The organism is Paenibacillus sp. NPDC057967, assembly GCF_042887015.1.
In the GTDB taxonomy this organism is placed as follows: domain Bacteria; phylum Bacillota; class Bacilli; order Paenibacillales; family Paenibacillaceae; genus Pristimantibacillus.
The window spans coordinates 254,327-274,595 of the sequence record NZ_JBHVQB010000005.1 but is presented as its reverse complement, the minus strand read 5'-3'; the positions used below and the strand labels follow the sequence as shown (position 1 = coordinate 274,595).

17 protein-coding genes are annotated in these 20,269 nt (G+C 51.5%); all 17 read right to left on the bottom strand.

Annotated features, from left to right (window positions below; translation table 11 throughout):
• Window positions 1–103: 103 nt before the first annotated feature.
• On the bottom strand, window positions 104–694 hold the full coding sequence (locus ACFVSO_RS14910; protein WP_387474819.1) for a dipicolinate synthase subunit B: 591 nt from the start codon (window positions 692–694) through the stop codon (window positions 104–106).
• On the bottom strand, window positions 691–1,590 hold the full coding sequence (dpsA, locus tag ACFVSO_RS14905) for a dipicolinate synthase subunit DpsA (RefSeq protein WP_387474817.1): 900 nt from the start codon (window positions 1,588–1,590) through the stop codon (window positions 691–693). The genes ACFVSO_RS14910 and dpsA overlap by 4 nt, the downstream gene beginning before the upstream one ends.
• Window positions 1,591–1,716: 126 nt before the next feature.
• Window positions 1,717–2,163 carry a dUTP diphosphatase gene (dut, locus tag ACFVSO_RS14900; protein ID WP_387474815.1) on the bottom strand — a complete coding sequence of 149 codons (447 nt, stop codon included), beginning with the start codon at window positions 2,161–2,163 and terminating at the stop codon, window positions 1,717–1,719.
• On the bottom strand, window positions 2,144–3,409 hold the full coding sequence (locus ACFVSO_RS14895; protein ID WP_387474813.1) for a M16 family metallopeptidase: 1,266 nt from the start codon (window positions 3,407–3,409) through the stop codon (window positions 2,144–2,146). The genes dut and ACFVSO_RS14895 overlap by 20 nt, the downstream gene beginning before the upstream one ends.
• A gap of 110 nt (window positions 3,410–3,519) precedes the next feature.
• Entirely contained in the window at window positions 3,520–4,524 is a 1,005-nt protein-coding gene (locus ACFVSO_RS14890; RefSeq protein WP_387474811.1) for a polysaccharide deacetylase family protein, read from the bottom strand.
• Window positions 4,525–4,697: 173 nt separating this feature from the next.
• Window positions 4,698–6,800, bottom strand: coding sequence for a polyribonucleotide nucleotidyltransferase (pnp, locus tag ACFVSO_RS14885; protein ID WP_387475346.1), 2,103 nt, complete (start codon window positions 6,798–6,800; stop codon window positions 4,698–4,700).
• A 99-nt stretch (window positions 6,801–6,899) separates the two neighbouring features.
• Window positions 6,900–7,169, bottom strand: coding sequence for a 30S ribosomal protein S15 (gene rpsO / locus ACFVSO_RS14880; protein ID WP_119801362.1), 270 nt, complete (start codon window positions 7,167–7,169; stop codon window positions 6,900–6,902).
• Between the two features lie 175 nt (window positions 7,170–7,344).
• The gene (locus ACFVSO_RS14875; RefSeq protein WP_387474809.1) at window positions 7,345–8,289 is read right to left on the bottom strand and encodes a bifunctional riboflavin kinase/FAD synthetase; all 945 of its coding nucleotides are present in this window, start codon (window positions 8,287–8,289) and stop codon (window positions 7,345–7,347) included.
• A 115-nt stretch (window positions 8,290–8,404) separates the two neighbouring features.
• On the bottom strand, window positions 8,405–9,337 hold the full coding sequence (gene truB, locus ACFVSO_RS14870; protein ID WP_387474807.1) for a tRNA pseudouridine(55) synthase TruB: 933 nt from the start codon (window positions 9,335–9,337) through the stop codon (window positions 8,405–8,407).
• A gap of 3 nt (window positions 9,338–9,340) precedes the next feature.
• Window positions 9,341–10,327: a DHH family phosphoesterase gene (locus ACFVSO_RS14865; protein WP_387474805.1), complete on the bottom strand. Its 987-nt coding sequence runs from the start codon at window positions 10,325–10,327 to the stop codon at window positions 9,341–9,343.
• The gene (gene rbfA / locus ACFVSO_RS14860; protein WP_387474803.1) at window positions 10,327–10,683 is read right to left on the bottom strand and encodes a 30S ribosome-binding factor RbfA; all 357 of its coding nucleotides are present in this window, start codon (window positions 10,681–10,683) and stop codon (window positions 10,327–10,329) included. The genes ACFVSO_RS14865 and rbfA overlap by 1 nt, the downstream gene beginning before the upstream one ends.
• A 7-nt stretch (window positions 10,684–10,690) precedes the next feature.
• The gene (gene infB / locus ACFVSO_RS14855) at window positions 10,691–13,456 is read right to left on the bottom strand and encodes a translation initiation factor IF-2 (protein ID WP_387474800.1); all 2,766 of its coding nucleotides are present in this window, start codon (window positions 13,454–13,456) and stop codon (window positions 10,691–10,693) included.
• Complete coding sequence (locus ACFVSO_RS14850) at window positions 13,425–13,778, bottom strand: L7Ae/L30e/S12e/Gadd45 family ribosomal protein (protein WP_387475344.1); 354 nt, start codon at window positions 13,776–13,778, stop codon at window positions 13,425–13,427. The genes infB and ACFVSO_RS14850 overlap by 32 nt, the downstream gene beginning before the upstream one ends.
• On the bottom strand, window positions 13,765–14,082 hold the full coding sequence (rnpM, locus tag ACFVSO_RS14845) for an RNase P modulator RnpM (protein ID WP_387474798.1): 318 nt from the start codon (window positions 14,080–14,082) through the stop codon (window positions 13,765–13,767). Before rnpM ends, ACFVSO_RS14850 begins: the two co-directional genes overlap by 14 nt.
• A gap of 39 nt (window positions 14,083–14,121) precedes the next feature.
• Window positions 14,122–15,219, bottom strand: a complete 1,098-nt coding sequence (nusA, locus tag ACFVSO_RS14840) for a transcription termination factor NusA (protein WP_387474796.1) — start codon at window positions 15,217–15,219, stop codon at window positions 14,122–14,124.
• Between the two features lie 37 nt (window positions 15,220–15,256).
• Entirely contained in the window at window positions 15,257–15,718 is a 462-nt protein-coding gene (rimP, locus tag ACFVSO_RS14835; RefSeq protein ID WP_387474794.1) for a ribosome maturation factor RimP, read from the bottom strand.
• Between the two features lie 191 nt (window positions 15,719–15,909).
• On the bottom strand, window positions 15,910–20,226 hold the full coding sequence (locus tag ACFVSO_RS14830) for a PolC-type DNA polymerase III (RefSeq protein ID WP_387474792.1): 4,317 nt from the start codon (window positions 20,224–20,226) through the stop codon (window positions 15,910–15,912).
• Between the last annotated feature and the right edge of the window lie 43 nt (window positions 20,227–20,269).

The window sequence follows — 20,269 nt, the reverse complement described above, 5'->3', positions numbered from 1 at the left end:
GGTATTACTGATTGGCTTCATGGTCAGGCCGAGTATCATGCCCGCACATCCGCCAGCCGCTGCCTGGCATCTTCCAGTTCTTAGTTGTTCTTCAGTGTTAGTATCAGGAATGTCTCTCTATCAGCAGAGGCTGAAGCTGCTTGCCTTGCAAAGCGGCCTCGCACGCTTCCATAACCAGATCCATTCTGGCAACCAGGGAATTCGGCTTCTGAATCGGATTATCTTGACCGAAAGGCACAAAATAGATATGTTTAGCCACTAATAATTTTGCTATATTAGCGGCATTCAATCCAAGACCGTCATTCGTCGAAATGGCGAGTACAACGGGACGACTGTTGCGCATTTGCGCCTTTGCCGCCATAAGCACCGCACTGTCGGTAATCGCATTTGCCAGTCTGCTTGTCGTGTTGCCCGTACAAGGAGCAATAACAAGGACATCCAGCAGCTTCGACGGACCGAGCGGCTCCGCCTGCACAATCGTCGAAATGATTTCATTGCCTGTAATACCGGTAAGCTGCTCCTGCCATTCCTTCGCCGTGCCGAATCTTGTATCCGTCGTAATCAGCGTATTCGACACAATAGGCACAACGTTCGCACCCGCATCGACAAATCGCTTAATCTCCGGCATCACTTCGGCAAATGTGCAATGGGAACCCGAGAGGGCATAGCCGACCGTCATTCCATTCCAATTCATATCCCATTCCCCCGCTTAATCGTATCGTCCATAATCAACTGACTCAAGCAATCCGCTATGATACGTCCAGCTGTCTTAGGCGCCACGATACCGGGAAGTCCGGGTGCAAGCATCGCTTTAATTCCCCGCTTCTCCGCGAAACGAAAATCCGTTCCGCCAGGCTTCGACGCAAGGTCGATAATAACGGCCCGAGATGGTAAATTTGCGATAATTTGCGCTGTGACTATCATAGTCGGAATTGTATTAAAAAGCAAGTCGATATTGCCCACATTTTGGAGCAAACCGCCCATATAGAAAGGCTCGAAGCCCATCTCGGATGCCCGTGCGAAATGCTCAGAACGTCTGACGCCGACCTTCACTTTGGCACCTAATCCCTGAAGCGTTCTTGCCATGGTGAATCCGGTTCTGCCGAAACCAAGCACCATGGAACTCGACCCGTGTATCGTAATATCGGTATGCTGGATCGCCATCATCAAAGCGCCTTCCGCTGTAGGTATGGAATTGTAGATCGCTACATCGTCACGATCGAACAGCTCGATCAGCGAAAGTCCGCGGGTCTCGCATAGCTGCCGCAAATAAGTCTTTGCCATTCCGGTATAAACGGTGCAATGCTGCGGCAGTCTCGCGAAATGCGCATCCGTCAATTTCATCTCGCGGTCGCTGAATACAGCATGGATTAACCCCTGTTCATCGGTCCCGACCGCAGGCAGCAGCAGAGCGTCTGCACCTTCGAACAGCGTTTCATCGAACTCTGCATGTACGGCGCCGTCAAGCGATGAATGCAATCCGTCAAATCCGCATACCGTGACGGAAGCATCCAGCTCGCTCAGCTTACGAATCACTTCAAGCTGTCTCGCGTCGCCGCCAAGCAGCAGCACTTGAACGCCAGTTAACATCGGGCTTCACTCCCTTCTGGCAAATAGATATAGACTATCGTATGCTTGCGCCCAAAGGGGGGTGAAAAAACAATAAAAAAAGATCGAAGCGCTTAATCGCTCCGATCCTTATGCCTTCTTATTCCGTTACTTCACGCCGGTATGTCCGAAGCCGCCAGCGCCGCGCACCGTATCCGGCAATTCCGCTGCCTCTTCGATGACAACAGCCGGAACCTCCTGGAATACCATCTGCGCAATCCGCTCCCCGCGTACAATAGTGAACGGCTCTTGGCCCAAATTAACGAGCAGCACCTTCACCTCGCCGCGATAATCCGCATCAATGGTTCCCGGAGAATTCAGGCACGTAATGCCATGCTTGTAAGCAAGCCCGCTTCGTGGTCGGATCTGTGCTTCAAGCTCCATTGGCATTGCCATTGCAAATCCTGTCGGCACCAGCATCCGCTCGCCGGGAGCCAGGACGAGCGGTTCGCCTACCGCCGCCTGCAGGTCAAAGCCCGCTGCCCACTCCGACATTTTGCGCGGAATCGCGATATCATCATTGCCTTCCAATCGTTTAAACAGCACCTGGTACATATTGGTCCCTCCTAAGCTTAGACGCTTCCTTGTCGCTTGATCCGACCATGGCGACCGCGAACGGCATAGCAAGCATCTTCCTCGTGACGTCTTGTATATCTTCCATGGTCACATTATCAATTCGCTTCAACAGTTCGTCAAGCGTGTAATGCTGACCCAGCATTAGTTCGTTTTTGCCGATCCGGTTCATCCGGCTGCTTGTGCTCTCCAGACTTAGAATGAGCGAGCCCTTCAGCTGCTCCTTCCCGCGATGCAGCTCATCCTCGGCCAGTCCTTTGACAGACAGCTCGTTGATTTGCTCCAATGTCAGATCAAGCACTTCTTTTGTCTGCTTTGGAGCTGTTCCTGCATATACGGTAAACAAGCCGGAATCGGCATAGCCCATATGATAGGAATACACAGAGTAAGCAAGTCCCCGCTTCTCTCTGATCTCCTGGAACAATCGCGAGCTCATCCCTCCGCCCAGCGCATTATTAAGCAAAATCATGGCATAAAGCTGCTTATCCTTATTCGACAATCCGGGGAAGGTCATGCAGATATGGTTCTGCTCCGTTTTCTTCTTATAAAAGATATATTCTCCCTGGAATGCCGGCGCCTCGGGAACCGTAGGCTCCGCATGGTTGGAAAATCCACCGAAGTGAGACTCCAGCAACTCCAGCAGCCCCGCTTCCTCTACGTTGCCAGCCACACTAACAACTATATTCTCAATCGTATAGCGCTCTTTCATATACCCTTTGAGCGTATCTGGCCCCATCGCTTCCAGACGTTCCTTAATGCCCAGGATGGAATAAGCGAGCGGATGTTGGCCATACGATGCGCGAGATGCTTCGTCATGCACTTTGTCATCCGGCGTATCTTCGTACATGGCGATTTCCTCTAATATGACGTTTTTCTCCTTCGCCAGTTCTCCTTCATCGAATTGGGAGTTGAAGAACATGTCGGATAGCGCATCCACTGCCAGAGGAAGATGCTCATCAAGCACCTTTGCAAAGTAACAGGTATATTCCTTAGCCGTAAAAGCATTCACATTGCCGCCAATGCCATCAAACAGGTCGGCGATATCTTTGGCGGTGCGCTTCTCTGTTCCTTTGAACAGCATGTGCTCGATAAAATGGGAAATGCCGTTATTATCCTTCGTCTCATTGCGCGAGCCGGTTTTCACCCAAATGCCGAATGAGACCGAACGCACAGTCGGTATGTATTCCACGACAACGCGCAGTCCGTTGCTAAGCGTATATTTGTTCAACTGTTGCCCTCCTAAATTTACGAAGTAAGAACAAACTTCGTAATCATTAGCTAAAGTCTTGTGAAGCAAAAATTGCTTCGCAAGCTTCAAACATGAATGATACCACTATATCAAAATACGTGAGCTCCCTCAACACGTGGAATCACTCGATCGGATGACAACGTCTCGCTGACCGTGCCGATCGCGTAGCCTTTGGCGAACGCACTGTCGATCATACCGGCCAGCGCATCGCGAGTGGTTGCCGTCGGATGCATGAGGATGAGCGATCCAGGCTCCAGCTTTGAAGAAATTTTTCGGATAACCGCATCAGCTGGCGGCTTCCGCCAATCGACTGTATCGATTGTCCACAGTACAGTGCTCAGCCCCTGATCTCTTGCGATTTGCACGGTGGCAGCATTGTATGATCCTGATGGAGGAGCAAACCATTTATTTTCGACTTGCAAAAGCTCCTTCAAAAGCTGCTCCGTTTTCGCGATCTGATTGTATTGCTCTGATCTGCTTAAGGACTTCATATCCGGATGGGAATACGCATGATTGGACAGCTCATGACCTGCCTCCTGAATCTTTTTGGCCACATCCACATTTTTCTTCAGCCAGCTGCCGTCCAGGAAAAAAGTTGCCTTAACTCCTTTGTCCTGCAGCGTCTGAAGAATCGGATCCATATATTCATTTCCCCATGCCACATTAATCATGAGGGAAATCATCGGCTTCTCCGGGTTGCCCCGATAGATCGGCTGAGGCCCTAGCTGGGATAGCTGAATTTTCGGCGCAATCTCTTTGTATTGATAAGAAATCGGACTATTGCGCGGCGCCTTCAGCGCAGCCTCATAAGTCTTGTCGATATCGATGGATAGTCCATTATAGCCAGGAATCGCAAACCATACGCGATCTAATCGCGCATCGATCGGCGCGACCGACCTTGTCTCCGCTTCCGCTACGATCGCTTGATAAAGCTCCCGCTTCTCTTCCTCTGAATAAACGGGCTGCCCGATTGCCTGAACTGCGTCACCCGCCTTGACTGTAGCAATGAAGGATGCAATATCCCCGTTCATTTTTACGAAAACGAGTATCATCAGCATACTCGCCGCAATAGCGGCGGCTTTCTTCAGATGCATATGCCCCACTCCATTTCCATCAGTCGCGCGAGAGACAGGTGCCTATGCGCTCATGAACCAATGTATGAGCAGGAGGACAAGAATATGCTCGTCTCCATAAAAACAAAAAAGAGACAGATGGCTCTGACTCTTTGGCTTATGCTATAGGCTGGGCCGGGGATAGCCCGCTCGTCTTAAGACTGAGCAGGCTCCTCTGCCGTAAGAATCGCTTTGCGCGACAGATTGATTCTGCCTTGCTGGTCGATCTCCGTCACCTTAACTGTAATTTGATCGCCAATCTTCACAACGTCCTCACATTTCGCTACGCGCTCTGTGGACAGCTGGGAGATATGGACAAGTCCGTCTTTGTTAGGCAGAATCTCGACGAATACGCCGAATTTCTCGATGCGTTTTACCGTTCCAAGATAAATTTCGCCTATCACGACTTCCTTCACGATGCCCTCGATAATCGCTTTGGCCTTTTGGTTCATCTCTTCATTCGAAGAAGCAATGAATACCATGCCGTCTTGCTCGATATCGATTTTTACGCCGGTCTCTTCAATAATTTTGTTGATGATTTTGCCGCCGGCGCCAATAACGTCACGGATTTTGTCCGGGTTAATGCGAAGGGTCAAAATCTTAGGCGCATACTTGGACAAATTCGTGCGCGGCGCGGACATCACTTCGGTCATTTTGCCCAAAATGTGCATCCGTCCTTGACGTGCTTGCTCAAGCGCTTGCTCCAGAATGCTGCGGTCGATGCCGTCGATTTTGATATCCATCTGAATGGCTGTTACACCCTCAGCAGTACCCGCAACCTTAAAGTCCATATCACCAAGGTGATCTTCCATGCCTTGAATATCAGACAGGATCGAGAAGTGGTCTCCGTCTTTGATCATACCCATTGCGATACCCGCTACAGGCGCTTTAATCGGAACACCGGCATCCATCATTGCAAGCGTACTTGCACAGATACTAGCTTGGGAAGTTGAACCGTTCGATTCCAGAACCTCGGACACCAGGCGGATCGTGTACGGGAAGTCCGCTTCCGATGGAATAACCTTCGACAATGCACGTTCGCCTAGAGCGCCGTGGCCGATTTCCCTGCGGCCAGGAGGACGCAACGGACGAGCCTCGCCTACGCTGAATGGCGGGAAATTGTAATGATGCATGAAGCGCTTCGTTTCCTCTGGCGAGATGCCGTCGAGGATTTGCACGTCACCCATTGCTCCGAGCGTACAGATGCTAAGCGCTTGCGTCTGACCGCGTGTGAACAGGCCGGAGCCGTGTGTACGAGGCAGCAGTGCAACGTCGCATTCGATTGGACGGATTTCGTCGAGTCCGCGGCCGTCTGGACGCACTTTATCATGCGTGATTAAGCGGCGCACTTCTTCCTTGACGATATCGTACAGTACTTCCTTCACATCGGACAACAGCTCAGGCGTATCCGCATATTGCGCTTCGAAATGAGCGACAGTATCGGCGTTAACCGCATCGATCGCTTCTTGACGCGCGTGCTTCTCCGCAATTTTGATCGCATCCACAAGACGTGCGGAAGCAAAGGCGCGAACATCACTGTTGACAGTAGCATTTACCGTATGTAGCTTAACAGCCATCTTCTCTTTGCCGGTCAGTGCCTGCAGTTCTTCAATCTTCGAGACGATGGATTTAATCTCGTTATGTCCGAACATGATCGCTTCCAGTATGACAGCTTCCGAAACCTCACTAGCTTCAGCTTCTACCATCATAATCGCATCTTTAGTACCTGCGACAACGACAAAAATATCTGTCTCTTGCTCTTGAGCTACCGTTGGATTAATAATGAATTGTCCGTTCACACGACCCACAACAACCCCGCCAATAGGGCCGTTAAATGGTACATCGGAGATCGAAAGCGCAGCGGAAGTGCCGATCATTGCCGCGATTTCTGGCGAGTAGTCTTGATCCACGCTCATTACAATATTCGCAACTTGAATGTCATTACGGAATCCATCCGGAAATAGTGGACGAATCGTACGGTCTGTCAAACGGCTGGACAGAATCGCTTTTTCGCTCGGTCTTCCTTCACGCTTAATGAATCCGCCAGGAATTTTGCCGACAGCATACAAACGTTCCTCATAGTTGACAGTCAGCGGGAAAAAATCCAAGTCTTTTGGTTCCGAAGAAGCGGTAACGGTACATAAGATAACCGTCTCTCCATAACGAACCGTAACTGCCGCATTGGCTTGTTTGGCCAATCGTCCTGTTTCCAGAACCAATGGTCTGCCGCCAAGCGACATTTCAATACGTTGAAGCATCATAGTCCCTCCTTTTTCCTATTACAAAAAGCAACCCGAACCCCTGTTCCAGTGAACTGGAGGTCGGGATGAATCAGGTTGCTTTTCGTCACGCATGTTTTAACGGCGAAGGCCGAGTTTTTCGATCAATGCGCTGTAACGTCTTACGTCTTTGTTCTTCAGGTAAGCAAGCAGCTTACGGCGTTGACCAACCATCTTCAGCAAGCCGCGACGGGAATGATGATCCTTCTTGTGCTCGCGCAAGTGTTGAGTCAAGTTCACGATGTTTTCCGTAAGGATAGCGACTTGAACTTCAGGAGAACCCGTATCGCTCGCGTGAGTTTTGTGAGTTTCAATCAGTTCATTTTTGCGTTCTTGAGTGATTGCCATCCTAGTTCACCTCCTTCTTTGTAATCGCCATTAGCCTCGCTGCCGACGGTGAGATCGGGCAACCAAGCTAAGGTTCAGTATGCGGCTGGCTGCTCGTCCACAGAATGAACCCTATGCCAGTCACAACATTCTAAAGTATAGCATAAGTGTTCCCTGTTTGTCGAGAAAAGCCCGCTTAAAGTTCGGTGAGCAGTGCTCTCGCCCGATCAGAATCCGCGGCAATCTGTGCAATCAGCTCTGTGACAGAACCAAACTTCTGCTCCGGTCTAATAAAGTATCGGAACTGTACGGCCATCTCCATACCATAGATGTCCTCGTCGAAGTCGAACAGATGCGCTTCCATCACCGGTACAATCTCCGACTTGTTGAAGGTTGGCTTCATCCCGTGATTCAGCACGCCGCTGTATGACTTGCCGTCCACCCGAGCCGTAATGGCGTATACGCCGAGGCTTGGCGAGACATAAGGAGCTTTCAATTCCAGATTCGCTGTAGGGAAGCCAATCGTTCGTCCTCTTCCGTCTCCATGGACGACCGTGCCGACGACCTCATACGAACGGCCTAGCAAGGTATGGGCCATCGCCAGGTCGCCTGTCTCCAGCGATTCTCTCGTATAGGTACTGCTTACTTTCTTGCCGTTCTCGAAGAGCGGCTCGACGATATCGATCGTAAAATCGCTGCCGCCAAGCTCGCGGAGCATCTCCGCATTGCCCGAGCCCCGGTTGCCGAACGTAAAGTCAAAGCCGACGACGGCATGCTTCACGCCTAGCGGGATCAGCACGTCCGATACGAATAGCCCCGGCGTCAAAGCCGCAAACGTATGGTCGAACTTCATCACGAACACAACGTCGATGCCCAGCTCCTCGAATAATCTCATCTTGCTCTCCATTGGCGTCAAGCAGCGGTAATACTGGTCGCCGTGGCCCAATACTTCTTTGGGATGCGGTGAGAAGGTCAAGACGGCTGATAACATGTCCGACTTGCGGGCATGCGCTACAGCTTGCCTTACGACATTCTGGTGGCCGCGGTGCACACCATCAAAATGGCCCATCGCAACGGCAATTGGTTTGCCGTTGCAGCCGTCCGCTTGACTCAAAGGATATGATAAAGGAATAATTTCCATCGATGACACCTGCATTTCTACATGAACTTTAATGGTGCTTCCGCGAATGACGCATCGCCCTTCGCGGAAGTCCAGCTAACGTTGTGCGGTGAATCCCGGGTCAATCGTCGTGATGTTAGGGTTGGCTGGAATCCGAAAATACTTTGACTGGTCTCACCTGCGAGGTGTCGACATCGACTTGGAATATGCCAAGAAAACTTCCGCCCGCGGAAGATTCGTACAAGCGGACAAGCTCATCCTGCTTCCACTCCCCAGCTCCCAGAGCAGCTTGCGACAGCTGCAGCTTCTGGCCCCGCAGCGCTTGCTGCGCGGAATGCGGTGATACCGTCGCATACGGAATATGGGCAATCGCCTGATCAGCCGCAATGAGATGCTGCTCAAGCTCACCGGCTTGAACCAGCTCAGCAATCTGCTCCAGCGTAAGGCATCCCTCCGCCGATATGCCGCCTGACATCGTTCTAATCAGTTTCGCCATCGTAGCGGGAAGCCCAAGCGCTTTTCCGATATCTACGCATAGCGTACGAATGTACGTGCCTTTGGAGCAAACAACCGAAAACGTAATTTCAGGCTGGTCGCCTTCCAAATCCGCTTTCAGCAAGGAAATCGCATGAATGGTGACTTCCCTGGACTTGCGCTCCACCGTCTTCCCTTCTCTCGCCAATTCATACAGACGCTTCCCGTCTACTTTGACCGCCGAGAACATGGGAGGAACCTGATCGATTGTCCCGAGAAACCGTTGCAGCACTTCCTCGATTTGAGCTTCGCTGAGCGTCCCGACTGGCTGTCGGTCGATGATCTCGCCCGTCAGATCCTCCGTGTCGGTAGCGATGCCCAGTCTGAGTACCGCTTCATAGGCTTTAGGCCTCTCCTGCACATATTCAACGACCCTTGTGGACCGGCCAAGGCATAAGGGCAATACACCCGTAACCATAGGGTCCAGTGTGCCGGTATGTCCAACTCGTTTCAGCTTAAGCAGCCGTCTAACTTTGGCTACGACATCATGAGATGTCCAGCCCTCCGGCTTCCAAACGGCCAAAATACCATCCATCGGTTATACCAACGCCTTTCTAACTGCTTCTACCAAACCGCTCATCGCGCCCCCAAGCGGCCCTTCCAATCTGCAGCCGGATGCGCGCACATGTCCGCCTCCGCCAAAGGATTGGGCAATTGCCGCAACATCCGCCTTGCCGGCTGAACGCATGCTGGCTTTCACGGCGCCATCGCTCGTCTCCTTGAAGAGAATGCCGACTTCTACGCCATCTACGTTAAGCGCATAATTCACGATGCCTTCCAGATCCTCAGGAACGGCCCCGCACGCGGCCAGGTCTTCCTTGCCGATGTAGAGCCAGCCGATCTTCAAATCTTCGCTGAAGGTCAATCTCGCAAGTGCGGTTTGAAGCAGCTTCAGCTTGGCAATCGTCATTTTCTCCAGCAGATGATCAGCAAGTTCGCTTCCGGATACGCCGAGTCCCAGCAAGCTGGCGGCAATCTCCATGACGCGAGGGGTTGTATTGGAATAGCGGAATCCGCCCGTATCGGTAAGCAGACCTGTATAGATGGCCTTTGCGCATTCCAGATCCGGCGTGAATCCCGCATGAATGATCAGATCGTACAATATTTCAACTGTCGCCGCGGCTTCGGGACGAATGACATTAACGGTACCAAAGCCGTTATTCGTCGGATGATGATCGATGTTGAGCAGGCGGCAGTTCTCCGGAAACATGGAGGCCACGTCTCCAATGCGGCGATAATCGGCGCAATCGATCGCGATAACCGCATCGAAGGAAATGTCCAGCTGCTCATGCTTTAACGATAGGATATGGTCAAAGCCGCGCAAATATTGCAGACGGCCAGGCAGCTCGCTCTCATTGATCATGACTGCCTTTTTGCCTAGTCGTTCAAGCAGCCAACTGACGACCAGCGTCGAGCTGATGGCGTCTCCATCCGGCTGAACATGCGACACGACAAGGAAGGAAGCATTGGCCTTTATAAAGGCCAATGCTTCATCCAACTGCTGTACCATTTGGTTACCGCTCATCAATTCGATTCGTTCCCGCGGTTTATATCTTCAAGCAGCGATTCAATGCGGCTGCCATATTCGATGCTGCTGTCGAATTTGAACAGCAGCTCCGGTGTATGGCGCAGCTTCATGCGCTTGCCCAGCTCGGAACGCAGGTAGCCTGTTGCACTTGCCAATGCTTTAAGTGTTGCTTCCTTTTGTTCGTCATTGCCAAGCACGCTCAGATAGATGCGAGCTTGAGACAAATCGCTGGTTGTCTCGACACCAGTTACCGTAATGAATCCGATACGAGGATCTTTGAGCTCCATCTGGATAATTTGGCTCAGCTCTTTTTTAATCTGTTCGCTGACCCGTCCTACGCGTATTTTTGCCATGCTTTAATCACCTCTCTACCGTTTCCATGACAAACGCTTCAATCATATCTCCCTCTTTAATATCGCTAAAGCGATCAAGCGTTATACCGCACTCATAGCCTTGGGCCACTTCTTTGGCATCATCCTTGAACCGTTTGAGGGAGTCGATTTTGCCTGTATAGACGACGATACCGTCGCGAATGACTCTTGCTTCTGCAGCGCGCGTGATCTTGCCGTCCACAATCATCGAACCGGCAATTGCGCCGACTTTCGTTACCTTGAATACGTTGCGCACTTCGGCATGGCCGATAACAACTTCTTTGTAGATCGGATCCAGCATGCCTTTCATGGCTTGCTCGATCTCGTCAATTACGTTATAAATAACGCGGTGCATGCGCACGTCAACTTTCTCTTGACCAATTGTCGCTTCCGCTTGAGGGTCTGGACGGACGTTAAAGCCGATGACAATTGCATTCGAAGCGGATGCCAGGATGATATCCGATTCTGTAATGGCGCCTACGCCATTATGAATAATCTTGACGCGCACGCCTTCGATATCAATCTTCGCCAGGGAGCCTTTAAGCGCCTCCGCGGAACCTTGAACGTCGGCTTTAATAATCACGTTAAGGTCCTTGATCTCTCCGTCTTTGATATGCGTATACAGATCATCCAGCGTAACGCGCGTGTTCGCGCCCATCTCGGATTGGCGATGCTTGATCGCACGGCGTTCTGCGATTGCGCGTGCTTTGCGCTCGTCTTCGAACACCATAAACGGATCGCCCGCTTGCGGAACTTCAGTCAAGCCTGTAATCTCAATCGGAGTCGAAGGACCTGCTTCCTTCAGTCTGCGGCCACGATCGTTCACCATCGCTCTGACACGGCCGAAGCAGTTGCCCGCAACGAATGCGTCACCGATCTTAAGCGTACCGTGCTGCACGAGAATACGTGCGACTGGGCCTTTGCCTTTGTCCAGCTCGGCTTCAATAACCGTTGCTCTGGCGCGCTTGTTCGGATTTGCCTTGAACTCGTTCACTTCTGCAACGAGCAAGATCATCTCAAGCAAGCCTTCCAGATTAATGCGCTGCTTGGCGGACACTTCAACGAAGATCGTATCGCCACCCCATTCTTCAGGCACAAGCTCATACTCCGTCATTTCTTGCTTGATTTTATCCGCGTTCGCTTCCGGCTTATCGATTTTGTTCACTGCAACAATAATCGGTACGCCAGCCGCTTTCGCGTGGTTGATCGCTTCTACCGTTTGAGGCATGATGCCGTCATCCGCAGCTACGACGATAATTGTAATATCTGTTACTTGTGCACCGCGTGCACGCATGAGCGTGAACGCTTCATGGCCTGGTGTATCCAGGAACGTAATCTTTTTGCCGTTGATCTCGACTTGGTATGCGCCGATATGCTGTGTAATGCCGCCGGCTTCAGCACCTGTTACGTTCGTTTTGCGAATCGAATCCAGGAGTGTTGTTTTACCATGGTCGACGTGACCCATGATGGTCACAACCGGAGGACGGCCAATCAAAACCTCTTCGTCATCGTTCTCTTCCACGTTCTCGAAGTCGTCTTCCTCAACCGGAATCTTCACTTCAACTTCTACGCCGTATTCGCCAGCGATCAGAAGAATCGCATCCATATCGATTTCCTGGTTGATCGTCGCCATTACGCCGAGGAATAGAAGCTTCTTGATGACTTCAGAAGCGTCCTTATGCAGCAGCTTCGCCAGATCGCCGACAGTCAGCGTGCCGCGGACAATAATTTTCTTCGGTGTATTGTCGATTTTCTCACGCGGAGGCTGTTGCGGGCCTCTGTTGTTACGGCCTTTGCCGCCACGGTTGTTGCCGCGGTTGCCGCCATAGCCTGGACGACCGTCCTCGAAACGCTTCTGATTGCCGCCACTGCGGTTGTTCTTGTTGCCGCCACGGTCATCACTGCCGCTGCGAGGTTGCGATCTGCCTGCATTGGAATCAAAGCTGCGGCTTTGTCCTTGTGGAGCTTGAGCCGGACGATTGCCGGATGGTGCGCCTGAGCCGCCTTGACCGAAGGAGCGGTTGCCGCCTCCGCCTTGGCCTTGACCCTGACCGGCAGGACGATTGCCCTGATAGCCGCCGCCTTGGCCGCCGGACGGACGATTGCCGCCTTGACCTTGGCCTGCTGGACGGTTCCCTTGATAGCCGCCCTGGCCTTGACCGGACGGACGGTTGCCTTGATAGCCTTGACCGCCGGATGGACGGTTGCCTCCGCCCTGACCTTGACCGGACGGACGATTGCCTTGATAGCCTTGGCCGCCGGACGGACGATTGCCGCCTTGCTGGCCTTGACCGGATGGACGGTTGCCGCCGCCTTGACCTTGTTGGCCTTGGCCGGATGGACGAGCACCTTGATTGCTTTGCTGTGGTCTTTGTTCACGTTGCTGCTCTGAAGGTTGTTGTGTTTTCGTATTAATAGAGTTCATTGTCCCCTGTCTGTCTTGAGATGTTGTATTCGCGGTCTGTTGCCCGCTTTGAGAAGATTGCCCGCGATTGGCAGGCGCCTGAGCTGCGGATACGGCTGCGCCGCTTGATTCTTGGGCGCGCTTTGCCGCAGCGTTCGCTTTGATATCCCGGAAGAATCCTTCCACTTTATGCACCATTTGATTTTCCATGACACTCATGTGGTTGTTCACTGGCAAATTCAAGCGTTTTAGGATCGTAATAATTTCTTTACTGCTCATATTAAGCGACTTCGCGTATTCGTACACGCGCAGCTTGTCTTTATTGTCTTTGCTGTCCTGTTTGTTGCTCAATAGAATCCACCTCCGTATTTTGGCTCAGATGACTTCCAATCATTTTTCCGAATTGCATATCGGTAACCGCCAGCACGACGCGTTCAGGCTTGCCTATCGCCCTTCCTAGCTGCTCTCGATCGAATGCCTCGGCGAGTTGTATTCCGTAGGTGCCGCATTTATCTCGAAATTTTTTCTTCGTGTTGTCGGACGCATCTCCTGCGAGAATGACGAGATGGGCTTTGCCTGCTCTTACAGCTTTGAGCACAATTTCATCACCAGTGATGAGCTTTCCCGCTCTCATCGCCATTCCGAGCTGCGACAGCACCTTATTCGTCTTCATCATCCGGCGTCTGCTCCTTTGTTGCAATGAATTGCTCCTCCACCGCAATGAAATCTTGTTCCAGCTGATCGTATATATGCTCGCCGACAGGCTGCTTCAATGCCCGGTCCAGCGCTTTCGATTTCTTCGCAAGTTTGAAGCAAGCGACTTTCCCGCACAGATATGCTCCGCGACCGGCTTTTTTGCCGGTCAAATCGATGCCGACTTCTCCATCCGGTGTGCGCACGACCCGAATGAGCTCCTTCTTCGGCATCATATCCTGGCAAGCGACGCACTTGCGAAGCGGTACTTTCCTCGGTCTCACCGTACACCCTCCTTTGTCAGCGTATTAGCCGCTAACGGATTAGTCGATGGATACGGAATCCTGATGCATCGTACCAGTAGCCGATTTTGGACGTCCGTACTCCTGCTCCGCCTGCGTCTCGCTTTTAATATCAATCTTCCATCCCGTCAGCTTGGCTGCAAGTCTTGCATTCTGGCCCTTGATGCCGATCGCCAGCGACAGCTGGTAGTCCGGCACGATGACTCTCGCCATCTTCTCCTGCTCGAATACAATAACCTCAAGGACCTTGGAAGGACTAAGTGCGTTCGCTACATATTCCTCCACATTTTCCGACCAGCGCACGATATCGATCTTCTCGCCCTTCAGCTCGCCTACAATGGTCTGTACGCGCATGCCTTTTTGGCCGACGCAGGAACCGACCGGATCGACTTCGTCATTGCGGGAATGAACCGCGATTTTGGAACGGAATCCCGCTTCGCGCGCAACGGAACGAATTTCGACGACGCCGTCATAGATTTCGGGCACTTCAAGCTCGAACAATCGTTTAAGAAGTCCTGGATGCGTGCGGGATAAAATGATTTGAGGACCTTTAGTCGTATTCTCTACCTTCGTAATAAACGATTTCACGCGGTCGCCATGCTTGAACTTGTCCGTTGGCATAAGCTCGGTCAGAGGCAGCACAGCCTCTACTTTGCCCAGATCAACAAACAGGTTGCGAACATCCTGACGCTGCACGATACCATTCACGATATCCTCTTCTTTGTCGATAAAAGCATTGTAGATCAAACCGCGCTCGGCTTCGCGGATACGCTGCGTCACCACTTGCTTCGCTGTCTGAGCGGCGATGCGGCCGAAGTCGCGCGGCGTTACTTCAATCTCCGCGATGTCGTCCAGCTGGTAATGCGGGTTGATCTCGCGAGACGCTTCTACCGTAATCTCCAGGCGAGGGTCAAGCACCTCGTCAACAACGGTTTTGCGCGCGTATACCTTAATGACGCCGGTATGACGGTTTATATCGACTCTCACGTTTTGCGCAGTGTTGAAATTGCGTTTGTAGCTGGAAATTAGAGCGGCCTCAATCGCTTCAAGCAGCACATCCTTAGCGATACCTTTATCTCTCTCGATTTCCTGCAACGCTTCAATAAAATCCATACTCATTGGAACGATGTTCCCCCTTTCATAATAGAAGCAAAAATTAAAATTGGATAGCCAAGCGGGCGCTGGCGACTTTTTCGTAAGGAATGTCATGCTCTTTTTTGCCAATACGAACAACGGCAGTTTCGCCGTCGAACGATAGCAGCGTGCCTTCAAACTCCTTGGAGCCGTCTACCGGCTCGTAAGTCGTGACATAGACATACTTCCCGATCGCCTTGCGCACATCTTCAGGCTTCTTCAGCGGTCTTTCCGCTCCTGGTGAGGATACTTCAAGGAAATAGGCTCCGGAGATAGGATCGTTAGTGTCTAGCTGCTCGCTGACGTATTCGCTGATACGCCGGCATTCGTCGATGTCAATTCCGCCTTCCTTGTCTACGAAAATGCGCAAAAACCAATTGCTGCCTTCCTTGATATATTCAATGTCGACCAGTTCAAAGCCATTGTCATTGAGAAATGGGAGAACCATAGCCTCAATGGCGGATTTGATAGTGGATGTGCTCAAATTGGGTTAACCTCCTGTATAGGTTGCAATGTGATATTGCCGAATACAAAACGTAAAGAGTGGGTTTCCCCACTCTTCTGCATCAAGAATCTATCCTCATCATTGCCACAAAAATTATATCATAACCGCATAATCGTGACAAGAAATGATTTCTAGTCATCCCGTATGATAACAACTCTCATGGGGCGTGATTAGAACAAGGATAGTTGGTTGGATTCCGGCAAACCTCTGAAGCAGCCCATACCGCTTAGCACCTCGATGATTGTCTTCGTCGCCTTGGACTTCATCTGGAAATCTTCAATGGAGAGGAATTCGCCGTCATTGCGCGCTGCCGCAATATTGCGAGCGGCATTATCGCCAATTCCTGCAATTGCGGCAAACGGCGGAATAAGCGATTCGCCTTCCACCTGGAACTTAATCGCATCGGAACGGTACAGATCAATCGGCTTAAACGAGAAACCCCTTGCCGTCATCTCCAGCGACATCTCCAGCTGAGCCACCATGTTTTTCTCCTTCGGCGCCGCATTAAAGCCCTTCGCCTCAATCTCAATCAGCTTGCGGAGAATGGCGTCGTATCCCTGGCACAGCAGCTCCAAATCGAAATCATCCGCCCGAACCGTAAAGTAAGTCGCGTAGTAATGAATCGGATAATAGAGCTTGAAGAAGGCCGTACGCACTGCAGATATAACATAAGCAGCCGCGTGCGCCTTCGGGAACATGTATTCAATGCGAAGGCAGGAATCAATATACCACTGCGGCACCTTGCAGCGCTTCATCTCATCGATCCACTCCTGCGTAAGGCCTTTGCCCTTCCGCACGCTCTCCGTAATTTTGAACGCCAGTCCCGCATCCATACCGGCCTTGTAGATCAAATAAAGCATAATATCGTCACGACAGCCGATTACGGTTTTGATGTTGCACGTTCCTTTTTTGATCAGCTCCTGCGCGTTGCCCAGCCATACACCCGTTCCGTGGGATAATCCCGAAATTTGCAGCAAATCCGCAAAGGAAGACGGCTGCGTCTCCTGAAGCATCTGTCTTACAAACTTCGTCCCCATCTCCGGTACGCCGTAGGTAGCGACGGCCGATCGGATTTGTTCCGGCGAAACGCCAAGCGCTGCGGTCGAGTTGAACATGCTCATGACTTTAGGATCGTTCATCGGAATCGTCGTGGGATCGACCCCGGTCAAATCCTGCAGCATTCTCATCATAGTCGGATCATCGTGTCCCAGTATATCAAGCTTAAGCAAGTTTTCATCAAAGGCGTGATAATCGAAGTGCGTCGTTTTCCACTCCGCGCTCGTATCATCTGCCGGAAACTGGACCGGCGTTACATCCTCGACCTCAATATAATCAGGAACAACGACGATGCCGCCGGGATGCTGGCCTGTGCTCCGCTTAACGCCGGTACAGCCGCTTGCCAGTCTCGCAAGCTCTGCTCCGCGCCACTTCTTTTGATGCTCTTCCTCGTATTTCTTGGCAAAGCCATACGCCGTCTTCTCCGCTACGGTACCGATTGTTCCCGCTCGAAACACGCTTTTATCACCGAACAGCACTTTTGTATAGTTATGCGCAATAGGCTGATATTCCCCAGAGAAGTTCAAGTCGATATCGGGAACTTTATCACCCTTGAAGCCAAGGAACGTCTCGAACGGGATGTCCTGGCCTTCGCCTTTCATCGGTTTGTCGCAATGCGGACAAGCCTTGACCGGCAAGTCGAAGCCGCTTGGAACGCTGCCGTCGAGGAACCACTCGCTGTGTCGGCAATCCGTGTTCAGGCACAAGTAATGTGCAGGTAGCGGATTAACCTCAGAGATACCAAGAAACGTAGCTACGACCGAAGAGCCTACGGAACCCCGGGAGCCGACCAAATAACCGTCACGATTGGACTTCTTCACCAGTTTCTCGGATATCAGATAGTTGGCGGAGAACTTGTACTTAATAATCGGCACAAGCTCCTTCTCCAGCCGATCGATCACAACCTGCGGGAGCTCGTCGCCATACATGGACTTCGCTGTCTCGTAGCACGTATTGCGAATCTCTTCATCCGCGCCATCGATATTCGGCGTGAACAGCTCCTTCGGAAACATGTCGTACGTCTCGAAGCGATCGGCAAGCTCCGACGTATTCGTCACGACAACCTGTTTCGCTCTGGCTTCGCCGAGGAAGGCGAATTCCTTCAGCATCTCCTCCGTCGTGCGGAAGTGGGCATCCGGCTTGCGCTGTCCTTTAAGCGGGCTGAAGCCCGTAATGCCATGAATGGTAATATCCCGGTACATCTTGTCTCTAGGGTTCAAATAATGCACATTGCCCGTCGCAATGACAGGTTTTCCAAGCTCGTCCGCAATCTCACAAATGCGGCGCATCGCACCTTCGATCTCTGCGCGGCTGCCTACCAGCCCTTTCTCAACCAGATGCATATAGAAGTCGATCGGCTGAATTTCAAGCACATCGTAAAATTCCGCAACTTCCTGTGCTTCCTCCTGCGACTTATTAAGCACCGATTCGAAAAACTCGCCCTTCTCGCAACCGGATATGACAAGCAGCCCTTCCCGTAGCGCCACTAGTTTGGTTCTCGGAATGGTGGCAACCCGTTTGAAATGTTCGGTATGAGATAATGAAATTAATTTGAATAAGTTCTTTTTACCCACTGCGTTAAGCGCGTAGATGTTGCAATGGAACGGCCGCGCGTTGGACAAATCCAGCCCGACATAATCGTTCAGCTGATGCAAATCTTTAATGTTGCGCTCTGCAGCGTCTCCAATCAGTCCAAACAACACACCGCCGAGCGCTACGGAGTCGTCAACAGCGCGGTGATGATTCTCAAGACTGATCTTGTATTTGTCAGACAGCGTATTCAGACGATGATTCTTCATGTTCGGATAAAGGAATCTGGCCAGCTCCAGCGTATCCAATACGGGATTCGTGACTTCCGGCAAACCTAGTGATTTGCAGTTGGCCTGGATGAACCCGATATCGAATCTGGCGTTGTGCGCGACCAGAATATCGTCCCCGATATACGCGATAAACTCGCGCAGCTTCGGCTCAAGCTCCGGAGCGTCCTTGACCATATCGTCATTAATATTCGTCAACTGCTGAATATGATAAGGAATCTTCTCATGCGGGTTGATGAAGGTGGAGAAACGGTCGATTTCCTTGCCGTCCTGCATCCTCACCCCCGCGAGCTCGATAATTTTGTTGTTCACGACGGACAAGCCCGTCGTCTCGATATCGAATACGATGTACGTGGAAGTTGCTAAAGGGGCGGGACGCGAGTTCAAAACCATCGGCACTGCATCGTTGACGACGTTCGCCTCCAGTCCGAACAGAACCTTCATCCCATGCTTCTTGGCAGCTTTCACGGCATCCGGGTAACATTGAATATTGCTGTGATCCGTTACGGCGATTGCCTTATGCCCCCACTTCGCCGCCATCTTCACATATTCACCGATTGGCGTCACGGCGTCCATCGTACTCATCGTCGTATGAAGATGGAATTCGACACGCTTCTCCTCGGCCTTGTCAGCCCGCTCCGGCGGTGAATTGATCTCATGAAGATCATTCGGCATCATTACAAGCTCAGGCTCCTGCATGAAGCGGTCGTATTCGATTCTTCCCCGCGCCTTAATCCATTTGCCATTCGCAAGCTGGGAGAGAACTTTCACATCGTCCTTCGTCTTGGCGAACATCTTCATGGCGATAGAATCAGAGAAGTCGGTGACGTTGAAGATGAACAACGTGCTGCCGTTGCGTAGTTCCTTCATATCCAGTCCGAACACCGCGCCTTGCACCGTAATCTTCTTCTCTTCATCCTGAATGTTCATAAGCGGCACGGCTTCTTCACGAATGTCATAGCCGACCGCAAGGCGAACAACCTCTTCGCCATTATCCTCGCCAGCTGCCGATTCAACCATCGCATCAGCCATCAGTTGCTGAACAGCATCGCGCTCTTCTTGCATCTTTTTTTGTTGAAACTCTTCATAAATCTCTTGTCTTGCCTCGCCTACGACCAGCTTAACCTGGCAATCCCGATCAAAATAGGTTTTATAGAAGGCAGCGACTGCATCGTCCACCTTCTTTTTTCTCGCCAGTTCCAGTCCCGTCGAGTCGAGCAGCGACAGCGTAATGCTGTTTCCTAGAGCTTCGATGGACGCCTTCTGAAGCCAGCCGTTTACTGACGCAATCTCGCGCTGAGCCCACTCGATGAAGAGCGGCCAATATTGCATAACGATATTCTCTGTCTCCACAACCGAATCATACTGGAACACAAAGGTTATCGCGGCAATATGCTCGAATTTCATCCTTACCGCCTGGCATAATCCGTTATAGGCTTGTAAAGGAACCATGGACGTCTTGCGGATGCAAAACGTCCATTCGCGGTTGCTGTTGCTCACAACAACCTGATCTATATAACCATCCTTAAAATACGTATGAATAAGTTCTTGCGGCAGCCCCGCTTGCTGCAATAGCAGCTCGAAGCGCTGTCGCTTGTTACCGGTTAGGCTCATCACAATCAGCTCCTGTCGATCCGAACCGAAAACCCTATTCAGT

Excerpts from the sequence above, each read along its gene's own strand:
- ACFVSO_RS14910 (WP_387474819.1), bottom strand. The coding sequence starts at position 694 with ATGAATTGGAATGGAATGACGGTCGGCTATGCCCTCTCGGGTTCCCAT.
- dpsA (WP_387474817.1), bottom strand. The coding sequence starts at position 1,590 with ATGTTAACTGGCGTTCAAGTGCTGCTGCTTGGCGGCGACGCGAGACAG.
- dut (WP_387474815.1), bottom strand. The coding sequence starts at position 2,163 with ATGTACCAGGTGCTGTTTAAACGATTGGAAGGCAATGATGATATCGCG.
- ACFVSO_RS14890 (WP_387474811.1), bottom strand. The coding sequence starts at position 4,524 with ATGCATCTGAAGAAAGCCGCCGCTATTGCGGCGAGTATGCTGATGATA.
- pnp (WP_387475346.1), bottom strand. The coding sequence starts at position 6,800 with ATGCTTCAACGTATTGAAATGTCGCTTGGCGGCAGACCATTGGTTCTG.
- rpsO (WP_119801362.1), bottom strand. The coding sequence starts at position 7,169 with ATGGCAATCACTCAAGAACGCAAAAATGAACTGATTGAAACTCACAAA.
- ACFVSO_RS14875 (WP_387474809.1), bottom strand. The coding sequence starts at position 8,289 with ATGGAAATTATTCCTTTATCATATCCTTTGAGTCAAGCGGACGGCTGC.
- truB (WP_387474807.1), bottom strand. The coding sequence starts at position 9,337 with ATGGATGGTATTTTGGCCGTTTGGAAGCCGGAGGGCTGGACATCTCAT.
- ACFVSO_RS14865 (WP_387474805.1), bottom strand. The coding sequence starts at position 10,327 with ATGAGCGGTAACCAAATGGTACAGCAGTTGGATGAAGCATTGGCCTTT.
- rbfA (WP_387474803.1), bottom strand. The coding sequence starts at position 10,683 with ATGGCAAAAATACGCGTAGGACGGGTCAGCGAACAGATTAAAAAAGAG.
- ACFVSO_RS14850 (WP_387475344.1), bottom strand. The coding sequence starts at position 13,778 with ATGAAGACGAATAAGGTGCTGTCGCAGCTCGGAATGGCGATGAGAGCG.
- nusA (WP_387474796.1), bottom strand. The coding sequence starts at position 15,219 with ATGAGTATGGATTTTATTGAAGCGTTGCAGGAAATCGAGAGAGATAAA.
- ACFVSO_RS14830 (WP_387474792.1), bottom strand. The coding sequence starts at position 20,226 with ATGAGCCTAACCGGTAACAAGCGACAGCGCTTCGAGCTGCTATTGCAG.